The sequence below is a fragment of the Geobacillus proteiniphilus genome (genome assembly GCF_001908025.1).
Taxonomy (GTDB): domain Bacteria; phylum Bacillota; class Bacilli; order Bacillales; family Anoxybacillaceae; genus Geobacillus; species Geobacillus proteiniphilus.
On sequence record NZ_MQMG01000023.1, the window covers coordinates 16,999 to 29,130 of the forward strand.

A 12,132-nucleotide genomic window follows, 5' to 3' on the forward strand; every position below is an offset into this window, starting at 1 on the left:
ACACTGATCCAAGGCTTGGGATCATCGAACATCGTTTCGCTCTCCTGAGCCAAGCAGAGCAAAAGGGAGCTGTGCGCACGCAAGCTCCCTTTTGCTTACTTTTTGTTGTTCAGCATATTGGCGATCGTATTGAAATCAATTTGCTTGCCGTTATGGACGATCGCCTTGACGATTTGATCCTCAAGTTCTTTTGGCACTTTCCGGTTGGCAATTTGCGCCACCCGCTTCACCACTTGGCGCACCGTTTTTTCATCGCTGAAATTGGCGTTTTGCAGCGAGTTGGCGAGCTCAAAAACGTCTTTCATATTGACACCTGTTTTCTTTTCGATGTTTTTAAAAAATTGCTGATCCATCGTTCCGCCTCCTTCTCCCTGCTATATCGTATGATGCTCCCGCCTCGGCGTGCATCAAATTAGGGAAAGAAAAATACGAGCCGCTCCGTGGCGCCGAAACGGCCCGTATCCCTTTCGCTTTTTCCGTTAGGCGACAAATGCCGCGCCGACAATAATCAACAAAATGAACAACACGACAATCAGCACAAAGCCACCGCCATAGCCACCGCCATAGCCGTAGCCGTAAGGATAACCATAACCGCAGAAGCCCATCATAATGTGCACCTCCTTCTCCGTTTACTGTATCGTATTCACCGGCTTAGCGGGGCGTATGGGCGCAAAGGCCATTTTGTCATCCAAATCGGCGGAACAGCTCGGCAAATTCCCGCTCCTTTTTCGCAAACCATTGCTCGATGTAGTCTAAGTTGCCTTGCACACTTTTTAAAAATCCATTGTTCAATTTTTCGATTTCTTGCAACTGTTTGTTAAAGTCCTTTCCCCATTGTTCAAACAGGCGGATGAACGTTTCATGCCCTTCTTTGCGTGACGCAACCCAACCTTCGAGCGCCTTTTCCAGTTCTTTGCTCACACTTTCCCCCCCTTTCTTACTGTTGTATGCAAAAACGACTGCCCGAGGTGAAGGCATCCCCGTTCTTTTTTTGCCTTGCCATATGATAAAGTAAAGATGAACGTCAACATGAAAGGGAGGAAACGAATGTGAAACGCATTGAAACAGTGGAGCAATTCGAGGCGGTCATTTCCGGTGATAAACCAACGATCATCAAGTTTTACACAACTTGGTGTCCGGACTGCGTGCGCCTCAATATGTTCATCGATGACATCGTTCGCGACTATAGACAATATGATTGGTTTGAAATCGACCGTGACCAGTTTCCGGAACTTGGCGAGAAATACCAGGTACTTGGCATCCCGAGCCTGCTTGTCTTCCGCAACGGAAAAAAAATTGCTCATCTGCACAGCGCTGACGCCAAAACGCCGGAAGAGGTGCGCGCCTTTTTGCAGTCCCTGCCGGAGTAAGACGGGGCGGCATCCTTGCCTCGCCAGAGAAGAAGGGCAACAAAAAGAGGCTGTCCGAGAAGGAAGCTTTCCTTCTCGGACAGCCATGCGAATGAACAGACAGCTCCTTATGGATCGCCGATTGTGGAAACGGAAGCCGTCAATATTCAATTTCGTCGTAGTCTTTCGGCTGGCGCGTCAGCTGCGGGCTGTCAAACATCAATTCAATCGAAATTTCCTCATCGGTCGTCCGCGTCCGCTCGGAGCGGTCGTTTGGTTTCAATTGGACTTGAATTTCCTCATCCGTCGTTTTTATCCGTTTGTCTTCCATCGTCTTTTCCTCCTGTGTCATCAGTTTCGCAAGAGCGGTTCGACTTTTTGCACAAGCTCTGCCATTTTTGCGGCGTTTCGTTCATACAGCGCCTTCGCCTCTTCGGAATTCGTCTGCAACGCATACAGCTCCAGATCAGCCTGCACTTTTTTCATCGCGGCCAAGAGCAGCTTTTTCTCCTGCGGCTCGGCAATTTGGATCTTATCATCGTACAAATCGATCGTCAGCTGTCCGTATGAATCGACTTGGGCGAGAAACACATTTTCAATCGCCACTCCTTGTTTGTCAAGCTGTTCCTTCAGCCAGCCGCGGCCAAGCCCCATCGTAGCGAGTGGCTCATCCAAAATCATGCCGTCCATAATGACCGTTTGCGGCTCTTTTTCCCGCGGTGGGTTTGGGAACACATCTCCGACGGTGAGCGGCTGCTTTTCCCGCTTCAGCAACACGTTCAAGTCGCCGTTTGGCTCAAGCACCGCAAACTCGACGTCGGCGACGCGGAACACATCTTTTTTGCGCAACTGTTCGAGCAGCTCGTCAACCGTATATTTCTCCCGTTTCAAGTTTTCCTCTAAAATTTTGCCGTTTTTAATAAAAACCGTGGAATTGCCCTCGACAAAATCGCGAAATTTCTTGTTGCGCAGCGAGAGACGAGCGACAGCCACTGGAAACAGCGACCAAATCAAAATGCTGGTGATGCCTTCTTGCAACGAAATCCCTAAATCAACCGACATCGTTCCAGCGATATCGCCGACGGTAATGCCGACGATGTATTCAAAAAACGACAATTTTGATAATTGCTTTTTGCCGAGAATGCGGGTAATAACAAATAACCCGATTAAAATGCAAATCGAACGAATGGCGGTTTCTAACCATATAGGCATCGATCATGCTCCTTACTTTCCGTGGTATTGCGGCTCTTCGAACTCGAGCCGGCCGATCCGGTCTTTGATGTCCGCGATGATCTCCTCTGTCGCAAGCATCGCTTCATGAAACGTCCGCTGCGCCGTTTCATCCTGGGAAGTGAGCGCCAGCTGTTGCAGCCCAGCGTGAATGCCTTTTAAGCTCGCCAACGTTTGTTTCACCTGCGAAGCAACGGTCATGGAAGATCCCTCCTATCCTTTCGGGCGGAACAAGAGCGCCCCGATAAACCCAAAGACGATCGCCGCGGAGATGCCGGCGCTCGTCACTTCAAACATGCCGGTCAATACGCCGATAATGCCGTGTTTTTCCGCCTCTTGCATCGCGCCGTGAACGAGCGCGTTTCCAAAGCTCGTAATCGGAATCGTCGCCCCGGCGCCGGCAAAATCAATGAGTGGCTCATACAAACCGAATCCATCCAAAATCGCCCCGACGACGACGAGAATCGTCAACGTATGCGCAGGTGTCAGTTTAAACACATCCATCAAAATTTGCCCGATCACGCAAATCAGCCCGCCGACGACAAACGCCCAAAAAAACATAGCCAACACGCTACGCCTCACCTCCATACTCGATCGCCACCGCGTGGGCGATGCATGGAATCGTCTCGTTTTGCTGGAACGATAGCGGCGACAATAGCGCTCCTGTCGCGACTGCCAAAATGCGCTTCAGCTCGCCGCGCCGCATCCGTTTGATGAGATGCCCGTAAACGACAACGGCGGAACAAGCCGCTCCACTTGCGCCGGACAAGACCGGCTGCCCATCGCGGTAAATGAGCAGCCCGCAATCTTGGTAGCGCTCTTCATCGATGTCAATGCCGTGCTGACGCAACAAGTCAAGGGAGACTTGGCGGCCGATTCGCCCTAGATCGCCGGTGACGATCAAATCGTAATACGATGCATCGATTTGCATGTCGCGCAAATGCGCCTCAATCGTATCGACCGCCGCTGGCGCCATCGCTCCACCCATGTTGAACGGGTCGGCAAGCCCCATATCTACAACGCGGCCGATCGTCGCCGCAGTCACGCGTGGCCCGTCGTCCCCTTTCGAGCTGACGATCGCCACGCCTGCTCCCGTCACTGTCCACTGCGCCGTCGGCGGCTTTTGCCCGCCGTATTCCGTCGGGTAGCGGAACTGCTTTTCGACGGCGGCATTGTGGCTTGAGGCTCCGGTTAATATATAGTCTGCCCCGCCGTAGTTCGTAATAAAAGCGCTTAGCGCCAGCCCTTCCATCGAGGTGGAACAGGCGCCAAAAACACCGAGATACGGCATGCCGAGCGTCCGGGCGGCAAAGTTCGTCGGGGTCATTTGGTTGATCAAGTCGCCGGCAATGAAAAATTGCACTTTTTCTTTCTCCAGGCCGGCTTTTTCCATCGCCTGAAACGCTGCTTCTTCAATGAGCACGCGGTGCGCCTTCTCGTACGACTCCTCTCCGAGCCATAAATCTTCGTGAAGAAGATCAAAGTCGTCCGCGAGGCGGCCGTTCGCCTCAAAAGGCCCGCCGACCGCCGCTGTTGCGATGATCGCCGGCTTGTTGGCAAACACCCATGTTCGGTGCCCTTTGAGCATTACAATCCCCCCCACTGGGTCGCAATCGTTTTGACAAGGGCGATAACAAAGGCGGCAAACGTACCGAACAAGATGACCGATCCGGCGAGCTTGAACATGTTCGAGCCGACGCCTAACACAAATCCTTCCGTCCGGTGCTCAATCGCCGCCGAGATGACGGCGTTGCCAAACCCTGTCACCGGCACGGCGCTTCCCGCCCCAGCGAATTGGGCGATCCGGTCATAAACGCCAAGCCCAGTTAAAATCATCGACAAAAAGACCATCGTCGCCACCGTCGGATTGCCTGCCGTTTGCTCGGTAAAGTCAAAAAAATACATGTAAAAATAAGAGATCGCCTGTCCAATCACGCAAATGATTCCGCCAACGAGAAACGCGCAAACACAGTTGCGAACGATAGGGCGCTTCGTTTCCCGCTCTTTTTCGAATAAATGATATTCCTGCTGAACCGGGGTCAGCTTTTTCCGTTTTTCATTCGCCATAATAACACCTCTTATGTCTGCTCTTTGCTTAGCTTTTCAATGCGCCTGATTTCCCGATTGACTTTTCGTTCATCCCAGCGTCGATTGTCCATGTTAGCTTTTAATTCCTTCGTCTTCCAAAAAATTTTCAAATCGCTCGAGGAAACAACGTCATAGCCAGGAAACAGGTCGCGCAGTTTTTGGTCAATGTCTTTCTCAATTTGTTTTCGACTCCACCGCTTCATATGGGGAATTTGATAAGCAATGAGCAACCGATCCCCGCTGTTGACCGCCACCACGTCCCGAACATCGTCGCGCCCGCGCAAATAGCTGGCCGCCCGCTCGGCCGGACCTTGGTTCAGCTCCGCATGTTTCGCCGTCCCGGACGTTTGGGTTCTCAGCAGGTTTGCCCCTTGCAGCGATTGCTTTTGTTCCGTTTCTTCTTTGGCGCAGCCGCCGACCGCGATCATCGCAACGACGGCCGCCAACCACCATTTTTTCATCTTCATCAACCCATTCGTTTTTATGTATTTCCGCCAAGTCGGGAAAGGTTGGCGTGCTGTGCCAACCTTTCCGCCTAAACCATCCCATTCGCTTCTGCGAAGGTTATTGTTGTTTATATTGTGGCTCTTCGTTTTGAATTTCTTGCATGCGCGAGTTCACCAAATCAATGACCGCCTGCGTTTGTTGGGCAGCTTGTTGGTAAAGCTGTTTCGCGGCTTGGTTTTCGGTTTGCAAAGCAAACGTTTCGAAGCTCGCTTGAGCCGATTTTAACCCCGCCAATGTTTGTTTCACTTGTGTTGCAACCGTCATGATTCATGTCCTCCTTATATGGTGTAAGATTGGTGGTGACAATGTTTAGAATGGTTTTTCGCCGCCAAATTATAATTGTCATTTTCTGCAAAACGTTCTCCCGCCTTTCCCGCCTTTCCGGGCACGAAAAGGGCGCCTTCTGCAGGCGCCCATACGGTTTACGACTTGTTATCAACTTTATCGGAATAACCGCGGCCGAGCGACGGGTTGTTTAAAATACCGGCCATCACCAAAATGCTTAAGAAGGCATGGTACAGTTGTTCATATTTGCCAAGATCAATGTCGACGCCGAATGTCTCAAGCGCAATCACGGCAAACGATCCGATTGCCAGCCAAAGCCCGTAATTTTTAAAACGCTCCACCGTTTGCGTCCCCCATTTGCTTTATGGCTAGATCCACGAGAACGGTCTCCGTTCTCCTTCGTTTCGATCATGACCTCCTTCAACATGTTCTTCCTTATCCCGGTCCTGCACATCTTCAGCAGCTTCCATTTCCACATCATCGCGGTGCGGGAACAACCATGGATCGCGGATGCGGCCGCGCGGCATAATGACGATGTCATCGGCATGAATGATCAATTTATCGACATGAATGACTTTCGCTTTTTTCCGATCCGACATGCCCTTCCCCCCTTCCTTTCGCCTAGTTGCACTGTTAGACTATGCAAGGAGGCGAAGCGAAGTATAGGCATCTCTCACGGATTTCAGTTATTTCTTGATGACTGCTGGCCGACCGCAGCCGCAGCCGCTTGGGCGCCGCACAGGCTGCGTTGTCGAAGAGAGCACCCTTGTCACCGGTTTCGACGGAGTTGGCTTCTTCATTCCTCATCCCCCCATCCCGAAAAAAGTGTAGCCCTCGCCGATCAACCAATTTATGTTCAAGTCCATTTCCGTACGATTCGTCTCTAATCGAAACGGCATAAAAACAAACAATGTCTAACGGCGAGAGGAAAAATGAGCGGCTACTGCTATTGTATGGCTTGGTGAGCCAAGGGTGCCTCTCATTTTTCTTTGTTTCGCTCCGGGCGGGGCATGATGGCATTTTCTTGCCTCAGTGTGCGGAAAAACCAGCTGTCCGGCCGTTCGTCCTCATCCACCTTGCCTGCTTCTTCGATCCATGGAGATTGCAGCAGCTGACGGCGGAGTTCGTCATTTTCCTTCGCCAGCTGTTTGAGCTGCTCGTAGCGCTTGGCGCTTTGGTAAGCTAGTTCCTTTAACACAATGTTTTCGGCTTCCACCTCTTTCAGCCGGCGCTCAAGTTCAGCAATTCGCTCAGTGAGCCGCTGTTCACCCGTCCCCCTTCTCTCTGCGTTCATCGCCCCGTGTTTGTCTTTCATCATTCGACATCTCCCCCTTTGATTCATCGTTGTCTGCGCCCACCAACAAAAAATCCGCATCTGTCCCAACACATTTACCTAAGCCGTTCCATAGTATACAGTAGTCCCAAACCACCAGGCGTTGGGGAACAAATGAACGATAGGAGGAACGAAGAAAATGGGTCATCATCACCGTCGCGATACAGAAAGAGTATGCATCAGAACGCGCAAAATTTACGACTGGGTGACGCGCCAAATCGATGTACCATTGCGAAGCTTCAGCGGCGAGGATTTGGAAGCGATTTTCCCGATGGACCACTGCCGGCGGGAAGGAACGATTTGCGATTTTTTGGGAGCGCAACATACAAACCCGCAACACTTGACGATCCGCTGCTTCCTGACGGACGCCGATGGAAACCCGATCGACTCGGTCGTTGACCAGGACGCATTGATTTGCCAGGAAATTACGCAGCCAAACGGCCGGCAGTCCGTAAACGTCACCCTTCCTTCTGGGGAAACGGTGACGCTGCAAAAGGTCAAAGCGCTCGTCAAAGGGCATGTCGTCGTGCAAATTGTCAGCCCAACCGGCACGGTCATTTGCCAATCGAAGCCAATTCCGTTCGCTACAGCACAAACGTTCATCTTGTGCGCCCCGGAAGGCACGCAGCTCAACTGCCATATTTCGTTCTTCGAATGCGACACGAGCTTAGTCTGCACAGACAACTTTGCTCAGCTTGATGTTTCCATCACCTTATGCCTTGAAGTCCAAGTGGAAGCTGACGTCAAAATCGAAGTCGAAGCTCGTTTCTGCCAACCGCGCGAAGAATTGGCCGAAGCCGTGCTTTGCCCGACAACCAAGTTCCCGCCGCAATGCCCGGACGTATTCCCGGCCATGTAGCGTCCTGCACCGTTCAGGCTGTTGTTCCAACAACAGCCTTTTTTATATGGCATGCGCCCGCAATGGATACATAAGATGAGAATGGAAGGGGTGGAAACCGTATGAAAAACAAAAACGACCAACATCTCCGTCTGCAGCAACAAATCATCCACTACCGGTCAGAAGCGGCCTCATACCGGCAACAAGTGCAACAGCTGGAGGCCGAGTTGGCCAAGGAAAAAATGCGCAGCGCCTATTTGAAAGAGAAGCTGCGTGAAGCAGAAACAACCAACGTTGAAACGTACAAGAAAAAAATCGCCGCCTTGGAACGCCAGCTTCTCTTATGTGAAATCGCTTTGGAAGAAGCAGAGCACAATGTCTCAAAGCGGGCGCCAACGTCCGATCTTAAGCAAACTGCCTCAGTGTTGGCGCTGTTTCACTATTCTGTCATCGTTCCGACGCATCTTGACGAGGAAGAGCTGACCATCATCGGCGATTTCATCATTCGCAATCACGGAACGGCGCCGCTTCACCATCTGATTATCTGCCTCCGCCTTTCGCCTCCAAAAACAGCGGTGCTCAGCGGGAAAATCATTTTGCCAAACAGCGTGCAGGCCGAGCAGGAAGCGCTGATCTCCAATAGCGCGGAAAGCTGGACGTTCACCCAAGAAAACTGGCGCGAAAAAGTGCGGCAAAGCGGGGAATACTGGCTTGCCCCGCTTTATGACGCCCCGCTCGAACCAGGCGGGGAGCGGCGCTTTTCCCAGTTTGAAATCACTGTTCGCCCGTCCAGCAGCACCCGCTCATTGACGGTTGATGGGTTCGTGTATTGCGCGGAACTTCCAAAGGGCGTTCCTGCCGCCAACCATATCACCATTCAATGGTGACCCGCTCGTTTTCCGCCTTCATGCCGCCCAGCGGCGCACCTGCTGTTTTGGCCGGCCGGTTTGGGCCGGCCTCCGTGATTTCAGACAATAGCGGTTGGGCGTTTCCTTCCGTCAACAGCATCCCGACAAGCTTCGCGGCTGTTTTTGCATCACCGGCTGACGACGGCTTCCATCCACACCTACGGCCATTCCTTCAGCGAACGTTGCCCAATCAGCAAGAGCGGTTCGCTGTCCATTTTTTTGACCAAAACGACGCCCGCCGGCATCCCTCATCGGCTGTGTCATGACTGCAATAGCCGCCTTTCTCCTTACGTCAGCCATTTGCTGACGATCGTCTCAATGATCGCCGCCCCGCCGGCAATAGCTAGAAGCACGATGAGCGGCTCAAAAACGTTCGGCCAAAGAGTCAGGCCAATGTAACAAAACGCCGCACACCAGATCCCCGTGCACCAGTAGCAGCTCAGCAGTTCGCCAAACCAGCGACGCAGCCCGTTGCCCTTGAAAGAAAGAAATACTTGTTTGCTTCCGTCCGGAAGTTCCTGCTCCGTCCATTCGTGAAATGGACGGCGAACCCAGGCGGTGATCGTGTCATATACGATGAGCCGTGTCAGGCGAAAGATGGCTAAACAAAGAAGGACAAATGAAAACGGATCGTCCATGCTCCCCTCCCCTTTCCGTCGGTCATGACCGCCAAAAAAAAACCGATTGCCTCTTGTCGTTCCAACTTGGCAGCCAGCGAATTCTCTTTGGCGCGGACGTTTACCCAAACGCTCTCCTACGCCAATCATATGATGGAGTATAGGTTTTTAACACAAGGGACAAGAAAGGAGGCGACGCGATGTACCATGTATTTTTCGACCGGCGCCCAACCCGCCCCCGCCTTCCACACGCTCTTTACGAACAGCTGACTGCACTTCCGCCCAACGTTGAAATCAACGTGCACACCGCCAACGAGACGCATTACAATGCGCTCTTTCTCGGCTTCGAGCCGCGGACGAACAACGTCTCACTGTTGGTTGACCGCTTTTATAAAGATGAGGGGCGCTCCCTTACGATCGATGCAGCCACGATCACCGCAATCGATCTCCCTGTTTCTATGCGGCCGGCTTCATCCGTCGATCCGGATGACGAGGAAGAATAACCAGGAAACAAGGCACAGCCGGCTGACGCCAACCAGCGCGGCCGGCGCTTATTTTTTGGCGGCGCCGTTTTCTCATTGACTAGTGCGCTTGTCTATATATTCTCTTCTTCTATTACATACACTTTTACTAATCGACAATGGATGCTAGGAGGAACTGATCTTGGCTTCGAAACGATCTCGCTTGTTGTTTGACATTTTAAGCAGTTACGACCTGACTGGAACTGAAGTCGATATCATGAAGGAACTGAAAAACGAAAAAGTATGGCTTGTGCGAAACAAGAAAACGAGGGAACGGTACGTGCTGAAACGGCTGAGCGAAGACAAAACGAATTTTCCGATTTTGCTTCATTCAAAGCTGTACCAAGAAGGATTTCATGTCCCAAAAATCTTCCAAACGAAAACAAACCAATATTACATCCACCGAAAAGGCCATTACTACTATTTGATGGACTACATCGTCCCAAGCGGAACGAAGCCCTCTTTCCAACAACGGATCGAAGGGCTCGCCCGCTTTCATGCTCACAGTCTGTTTGCCGATTGGATCGGCCCCTGCCCTTCATCGTTTCCGGAGCCGAAAGACGTGCTGAGTGCGCATCGGCAAAAAGCAGCACAGTTAGAGGAGCAGGCAAAGGCCATTGATCATGGTGACGCTCTTTCTCATATAATGGAACAGATGGCCCGGCTCGCCAATCAAAGTTATGCATTGCTTGAAAAAAGCAACCTAGCTGATTTTTGCCGCGCAGCAAAAGAACGAAAGGCCATTTGCCACGGGGATTACAACAGCAACAATCTGTTATTGATGAAAAACAACGAAGTCATGATGATTGACTTTGACCGCGCCTACTATGGCCTCCCGCTTGATGATTTTCGCTTTTTGCTTATTTCTTTGACGAAAAACCCGAAAAACGATGCGGTAAAACGAACGGGGCTGCTATTTGACCTTTATTTCTCCATTTGTCCCTTGTATGCTCCATACAAAAGTGTCTATTTGGCTGATGCCATGTTTCCGCACGTGTTTTACAGCGAAACGGTCGGCCAAGAAAAGCAAAAGCGGGCGGTAAACAGCCCATCGTCCTTGAACTTGCTCACCCGCCTCGCCGAACAAGAAAAGAAAAAGTTCGCTTTTTTGTCTGATTTCTTCAAAAGCGAGGGATAAGAAATGATAAGAAAAACGATCGCCCACTTTATCCACGAAAAAATGAAAATTAACCAACGCTTTATTTACAACCAAATGGTTCATTTAAAAAAATACCGCCCGATCATGATCGGGTCATTCGCCGATGACGGCAGCCATCCGTTTCCTCTCATCAACTATTATCACCTCAACGACATCGATAATTTCGGCCGCTTCGCCAAAGAACAAAATATTGTCGCCATTCATGCTCACCATGGAAAGCATGCCGTCGAAATTCTCCCGCTTTGCATCGCCCATCGCATTCCGCTTGTCGTCAGCATCCGTGGCCGCGATGGATCGGCGAAACATCAAAGCTTGCGGCGCAATCAAAAACGGTACAGCCTGCTCAAACAGCACGGGGCGCTCTTTCTTCCTGTCTGCCGCTACCTCGCCAATGAACTGATCACACTAGGCTTTCCGCCGAAAAAAATTCATGTCCTCTATGGCGGCATCGAGCTCGATTTATTTCCGTACCGAGAGCGGACGATTCCTGAGAACGGAGACATCATCATTCTCTCGATCGGCCGGCTCGTCGAGAAAAAAGGCTTTTTAACGCTCGTGCGCGCCTTTAGGCACGTGCATGCAAAACATCCGCGCTGCCGCCTCCGCATTATCGGCAGCGGCAAAGAGGAAGAAAACATCCGCCGACTTGTCAAGGAGTTGGGGCTCGACCCGTTTGTCAATATGCTTGGCGCCATGGACGCCGCTTCGATCGCTCGCGAAATGGAGCATGCTCATCTATTTTGCCTCGCGAGCGAGACCGCTTCTGATGGAGACATCGAAGGCATCCCCAACGTGTTGAAAGAGGCGATGGCAAGCGGGCTGCCGGTCGTCTCAACGAATCACGCCGGCATCCCCGAGTTGATCGAACACAAACGCACCGGATATCTCGCGCCGGAAAAAGACGATCACGAGCTGGCGAACGGCATCCGGTTTTTTTTGGAACATCCGGAGCAAATCCCGGCGTTTACCAAGCGGGCGCGCAAAGTGATCGAACAGCAGTTTGATGTCGCCAAGCAAATTAAAGAGCAAGAACGGTTGTATGATTGGCTGACAAAAAAAAACAGGTGATTTGCACCTGGTTTTTATTTTCCTTTCCAAACAGCGGAAAGAAGCGCCATGTACCCGTCAGCCGTACCGATGTCAAACCGCGTTCCGGCAATGAGCTTCCCTTGGCATCCCTCTCCTGCTGCCAGCAAGCTTCTTGTCCCATATCCAGCCGCGGGGATGATCGCTTTTTTGACCTTTGCTTCCCCTTTGTCATATCGCATTCGCTTCGGAATGACGGGGAAGGTTGTCC

The 12,132-nt window shown here is 51.6% G+C and carries 23 protein-coding genes; 6 read left to right on the forward strand and 17 right to left on the reverse strand.

What is annotated here, in order from left to right; all coding sequences use genetic code 11:
• Nucleotides 1-95: 95 nt before the first annotated feature.
• From spoVIF to BRO54_RS09445, 3 genes are all read right to left on the reverse strand, one after another.
• Nucleotides 96-353, reverse strand: coding sequence for a sporulation-specific transcription regulator SpoVIF (gene spoVIF / locus BRO54_RS09435; RefSeq protein ID WP_011230363.1), 258 nt, complete (start codon nucleotides 351-353; stop codon nucleotides 96-98).
• Nucleotides 354-479: 126 nt separating this feature from the next.
• The gene (locus tag BRO54_RS09440; protein ID WP_013146038.1) at nucleotides 480-608 is read right to left on the reverse strand and encodes a YjcZ family sporulation protein; all 129 of its coding nucleotides are present in this window, start codon (nucleotides 606-608) and stop codon (nucleotides 480-482) included.
• 76 nt (nucleotides 609-684) lie between these two features.
• Nucleotides 685-921, reverse strand: a complete 237-nt coding sequence (locus BRO54_RS09445) for a hypothetical protein (RefSeq protein WP_011230361.1) — start codon at nucleotides 919-921, stop codon at nucleotides 685-687.
• Between the two features lie 128 nt (nucleotides 922-1,049).
• Between BRO54_RS09445 and BRO54_RS09450 the strand changes: the two genes are divergently transcribed.
• Complete coding sequence (locus BRO54_RS09450; RefSeq protein WP_011230360.1) at nucleotides 1,050-1,370, forward strand: thioredoxin family protein; 321 nt, start codon at nucleotides 1,050-1,052, stop codon at nucleotides 1,368-1,370.
• 139 nt (nucleotides 1,371-1,509) lie between these two features.
• Here the strand turns inward: BRO54_RS09450 and BRO54_RS20050 are convergent, their stop codons facing one another.
• The 11 genes from BRO54_RS20050 to BRO54_RS09500 form a co-directional block, all read right to left on the reverse strand.
• Nucleotides 1,510-1,680 (reverse strand): hypothetical protein, encoded by a 171-nt coding sequence (locus BRO54_RS20050; protein WP_011230359.1) that lies wholly within the window; start codon nucleotides 1,678-1,680, stop codon nucleotides 1,510-1,512.
• A 20-nt stretch (nucleotides 1,681-1,700) separates the two neighbouring features.
• Nucleotides 1,701-2,561, reverse strand: a complete 861-nt coding sequence (locus tag BRO54_RS09455; protein ID WP_013523193.1) for a DUF421 domain-containing protein — start codon at nucleotides 2,559-2,561, stop codon at nucleotides 1,701-1,703.
• A gap of 12 nt (nucleotides 2,562-2,573) precedes the next feature.
• Nucleotides 2,574-2,780, reverse strand: a complete 207-nt coding sequence (locus BRO54_RS09460; RefSeq protein WP_011230357.1) for a DUF1657 domain-containing protein — start codon at nucleotides 2,778-2,780, stop codon at nucleotides 2,574-2,576.
• A gap of 12 nt (nucleotides 2,781-2,792) precedes the next feature.
• Nucleotides 2,793-3,149 (reverse strand): stage V sporulation protein AE, encoded by a 357-nt coding sequence (spoVAE, locus tag BRO54_RS09465; protein WP_013146042.1) that lies wholly within the window; start codon nucleotides 3,147-3,149, stop codon nucleotides 2,793-2,795.
• 1 nt (nucleotide 3,150) lies between these two features.
• Nucleotides 3,151-4,167, reverse strand: a complete 1,017-nt coding sequence (spoVAD, locus tag BRO54_RS09470; protein WP_042379684.1) for a stage V sporulation protein AD — start codon at nucleotides 4,165-4,167, stop codon at nucleotides 3,151-3,153.
• Nucleotides 4,167-4,646: a stage V sporulation protein AC gene (gene spoVAC / locus BRO54_RS09475; RefSeq protein WP_011230354.1), complete on the reverse strand. Its 480-nt coding sequence runs from the start codon at nucleotides 4,644-4,646 to the stop codon at nucleotides 4,167-4,169. Before spoVAC ends, spoVAD begins: the two co-directional genes overlap by 1 nt.
• Nucleotides 4,647-4,657: 11 nt before the next feature.
• Nucleotides 4,658-5,134, reverse strand: coding sequence for a YhcN/YlaJ family sporulation lipoprotein (locus BRO54_RS09480; RefSeq protein ID WP_011230353.1), 477 nt, complete (start codon nucleotides 5,132-5,134; stop codon nucleotides 4,658-4,660).
• A gap of 97 nt (nucleotides 5,135-5,231) precedes the next feature.
• Nucleotides 5,232-5,438: a DUF1657 domain-containing protein gene (locus tag BRO54_RS09485; RefSeq protein WP_011230352.1), complete on the reverse strand. Its 207-nt coding sequence runs from the start codon at nucleotides 5,436-5,438 to the stop codon at nucleotides 5,232-5,234.
• A gap of 158 nt (nucleotides 5,439-5,596) precedes the next feature.
• Nucleotides 5,597-5,800: a hypothetical protein gene (locus BRO54_RS09490; RefSeq protein ID WP_013523190.1), complete on the reverse strand. Its 204-nt coding sequence runs from the start codon at nucleotides 5,798-5,800 to the stop codon at nucleotides 5,597-5,599.
• Nucleotides 5,801-5,827: 27 nt separating this feature from the next.
• Entirely contained in the window at nucleotides 5,828-6,058 is a 231-nt protein-coding gene (locus tag BRO54_RS09495; protein ID WP_074043779.1) for a hypothetical protein, read from the reverse strand.
• Between the two features lie 380 nt (nucleotides 6,059-6,438).
• Complete coding sequence (locus tag BRO54_RS09500) at nucleotides 6,439-6,777, reverse strand: spore coat protein regulator YlbO (RefSeq protein WP_042379665.1); 339 nt, start codon at nucleotides 6,775-6,777, stop codon at nucleotides 6,439-6,441.
• Nucleotides 6,778-6,931: 154 nt separating this feature from the next.
• Between BRO54_RS09500 and BRO54_RS09505 the strand changes: the two genes are divergently transcribed.
• Both BRO54_RS09505 and BRO54_RS09510 read left to right on the forward strand, forming a co-directional pair.
• Nucleotides 6,932-7,651 (forward strand): BMQ_0737 family morphogenetic spore coat protein, encoded by a 720-nt coding sequence (locus BRO54_RS09505; protein WP_042379664.1) that lies wholly within the window; start codon nucleotides 6,932-6,934, stop codon nucleotides 7,649-7,651.
• A gap of 101 nt (nucleotides 7,652-7,752) precedes the next feature.
• Nucleotides 7,753-8,517 carry a hypothetical protein gene (locus BRO54_RS09510; protein ID WP_042379662.1) on the forward strand — a complete coding sequence of 255 codons (765 nt, stop codon included), beginning with the start codon at nucleotides 7,753-7,755 and terminating at the stop codon, nucleotides 8,515-8,517.
• On the opposite strand, the gene BRO54_RS19830 is transcribed toward BRO54_RS09510, so the two are convergent.
• Together BRO54_RS19830 and BRO54_RS09515 are read right to left on the reverse strand one after the other, a co-directional pair.
• A complete protein-coding gene (locus BRO54_RS19830; RefSeq protein WP_156100166.1) occupies nucleotides 8,501-8,638 on the reverse strand; it encodes a hypothetical protein in 138 nt (45 codons plus the stop codon). The genes BRO54_RS09510 and BRO54_RS19830 overlap by 17 nt on opposite strands.
• A 187-nt stretch (nucleotides 8,639-8,825) precedes the next feature.
• Nucleotides 8,826-9,176 carry a DUF1360 domain-containing protein gene (locus BRO54_RS09515; RefSeq protein ID WP_042379660.1) on the reverse strand — a complete coding sequence of 117 codons (351 nt, stop codon included), beginning with the start codon at nucleotides 9,174-9,176 and terminating at the stop codon, nucleotides 8,826-8,828.
• 179 nt (nucleotides 9,177-9,355) lie between these two features.
• Between BRO54_RS09515 and BRO54_RS09520 the strand changes: the two genes are divergently transcribed.
• From BRO54_RS09520 to BRO54_RS09530, 3 genes are all read left to right on the forward strand, one after another.
• A complete protein-coding gene (locus tag BRO54_RS09520) occupies nucleotides 9,356-9,658 on the forward strand; it encodes a hypothetical protein (RefSeq protein WP_042379658.1) in 303 nt (100 codons plus the stop codon).
• A gap of 160 nt (nucleotides 9,659-9,818) precedes the next feature.
• On the forward strand, nucleotides 9,819-10,814 hold the full coding sequence (locus BRO54_RS09525) for an aminoglycoside phosphotransferase family protein (RefSeq protein WP_074043780.1): 996 nt from the start codon (nucleotides 9,819-9,821) through the stop codon (nucleotides 10,812-10,814).
• A 3-nt stretch (nucleotides 10,815-10,817) separates the two neighbouring features.
• Nucleotides 10,818-11,903: a glycosyltransferase gene (locus BRO54_RS09530; RefSeq protein ID WP_239691240.1), complete on the forward strand. Its 1,086-nt coding sequence runs from the start codon at nucleotides 10,818-10,820 to the stop codon at nucleotides 11,901-11,903.
• Between the two features lie 14 nt (nucleotides 11,904-11,917).
• On the opposite strand, the gene BRO54_RS09535 is transcribed toward BRO54_RS09530, so the two are convergent.
• Nucleotides 11,918-12,103: a hypothetical protein gene (locus BRO54_RS09535; protein WP_074043781.1), complete on the reverse strand. Its 186-nt coding sequence runs from the start codon at nucleotides 12,101-12,103 to the stop codon at nucleotides 11,918-11,920.
• Nucleotides 12,104-12,132 lie beyond the last annotated feature (29 nt).

Bases quoted from the DNA above. Each gene is read 5' to 3' on its own strand.
- spoVIF (WP_011230363.1), bottom strand. From the start codon at position 353: ATGGATCAGCAATTTTTTAAAAACATCGAAAAGAAAACAGGTGTCAAT.
- BRO54_RS09440 (WP_013146038.1), bottom strand. From the start codon at position 608: ATGATGGGCTTCTGCGGTTATGGTTATCCTTACGGCTACGGCTATGGC.
- BRO54_RS20050 (WP_011230359.1), bottom strand. From the start codon at position 1,680: ATGGAAGACAAACGGATAAAAACGACGGATGAGGAAATTCAAGTCCAA.
- BRO54_RS09455 (WP_013523193.1), bottom strand. From the start codon at position 2,561: ATGCCTATATGGTTAGAAACCGCCATTCGTTCGATTTGCATTTTAATC.
- BRO54_RS09460 (WP_011230357.1), bottom strand. From the start codon at position 2,780: ATGACCGTTGCTTCGCAGGTGAAACAAACGTTGGCGAGCTTAAAAGGC.
- spoVAD (WP_042379684.1), bottom strand. From the start codon at position 4,167: ATGCTCAAAGGGCACCGAACATGGGTGTTTGCCAACAAGCCGGCGATC.
- spoVAC (WP_011230354.1), bottom strand. From the start codon at position 4,646: ATGGCGAATGAAAAACGGAAAAAGCTGACCCCGGTTCAGCAGGAATAT.
- BRO54_RS09480 (WP_011230353.1), bottom strand. From the start codon at position 5,134: ATGAAGATGAAAAAATGGTGGTTGGCGGCCGTCGTTGCGATGATCGCG.
- BRO54_RS09485 (WP_011230352.1), bottom strand. From the start codon at position 5,438: ATGACGGTTGCAACACAAGTGAAACAAACATTGGCGGGGTTAAAATCG.
- BRO54_RS09495 (WP_074043779.1), bottom strand. From the start codon at position 6,058: ATGTCGGATCGGAAAAAAGCGAAAGTCATTCATGTCGATAAATTGATC.
- BRO54_RS09500 (WP_042379665.1), bottom strand. From the start codon at position 6,777: ATGATGAAAGACAAACACGGGGCGATGAACGCAGAGAGAAGGGGGACG.
- BRO54_RS09505 (WP_042379664.1), top strand. From the start codon at position 6,932: ATGGGTCATCATCACCGTCGCGATACAGAAAGAGTATGCATCAGAACG.
- BRO54_RS09510 (WP_042379662.1), top strand. From the start codon at position 7,753: ATGAAAAACAAAAACGACCAACATCTCCGTCTGCAGCAACAAATCATC.
- BRO54_RS19830 (WP_156100166.1), bottom strand. From the start codon at position 8,638: ATGCTGTTGACGGAAGGAAACGCCCAACCGCTATTGTCTGAAATCACG.
- BRO54_RS09515 (WP_042379660.1), bottom strand. From the start codon at position 9,176: ATGGACGATCCGTTTTCATTTGTCCTTCTTTGTTTAGCCATCTTTCGC.
- BRO54_RS09520 (WP_042379658.1), top strand. From the start codon at position 9,356: ATGTACCATGTATTTTTCGACCGGCGCCCAACCCGCCCCCGCCTTCCA.
- BRO54_RS09530 (WP_239691240.1), top strand. From the start codon at position 10,818: ATGATAAGAAAAACGATCGCCCACTTTATCCACGAAAAAATGAAAATT.
- BRO54_RS09535 (WP_074043781.1), bottom strand. From the start codon at position 12,103: ATGCGATATGACAAAGGGGAAGCAAAGGTCAAAAAAGCGATCATCCCC.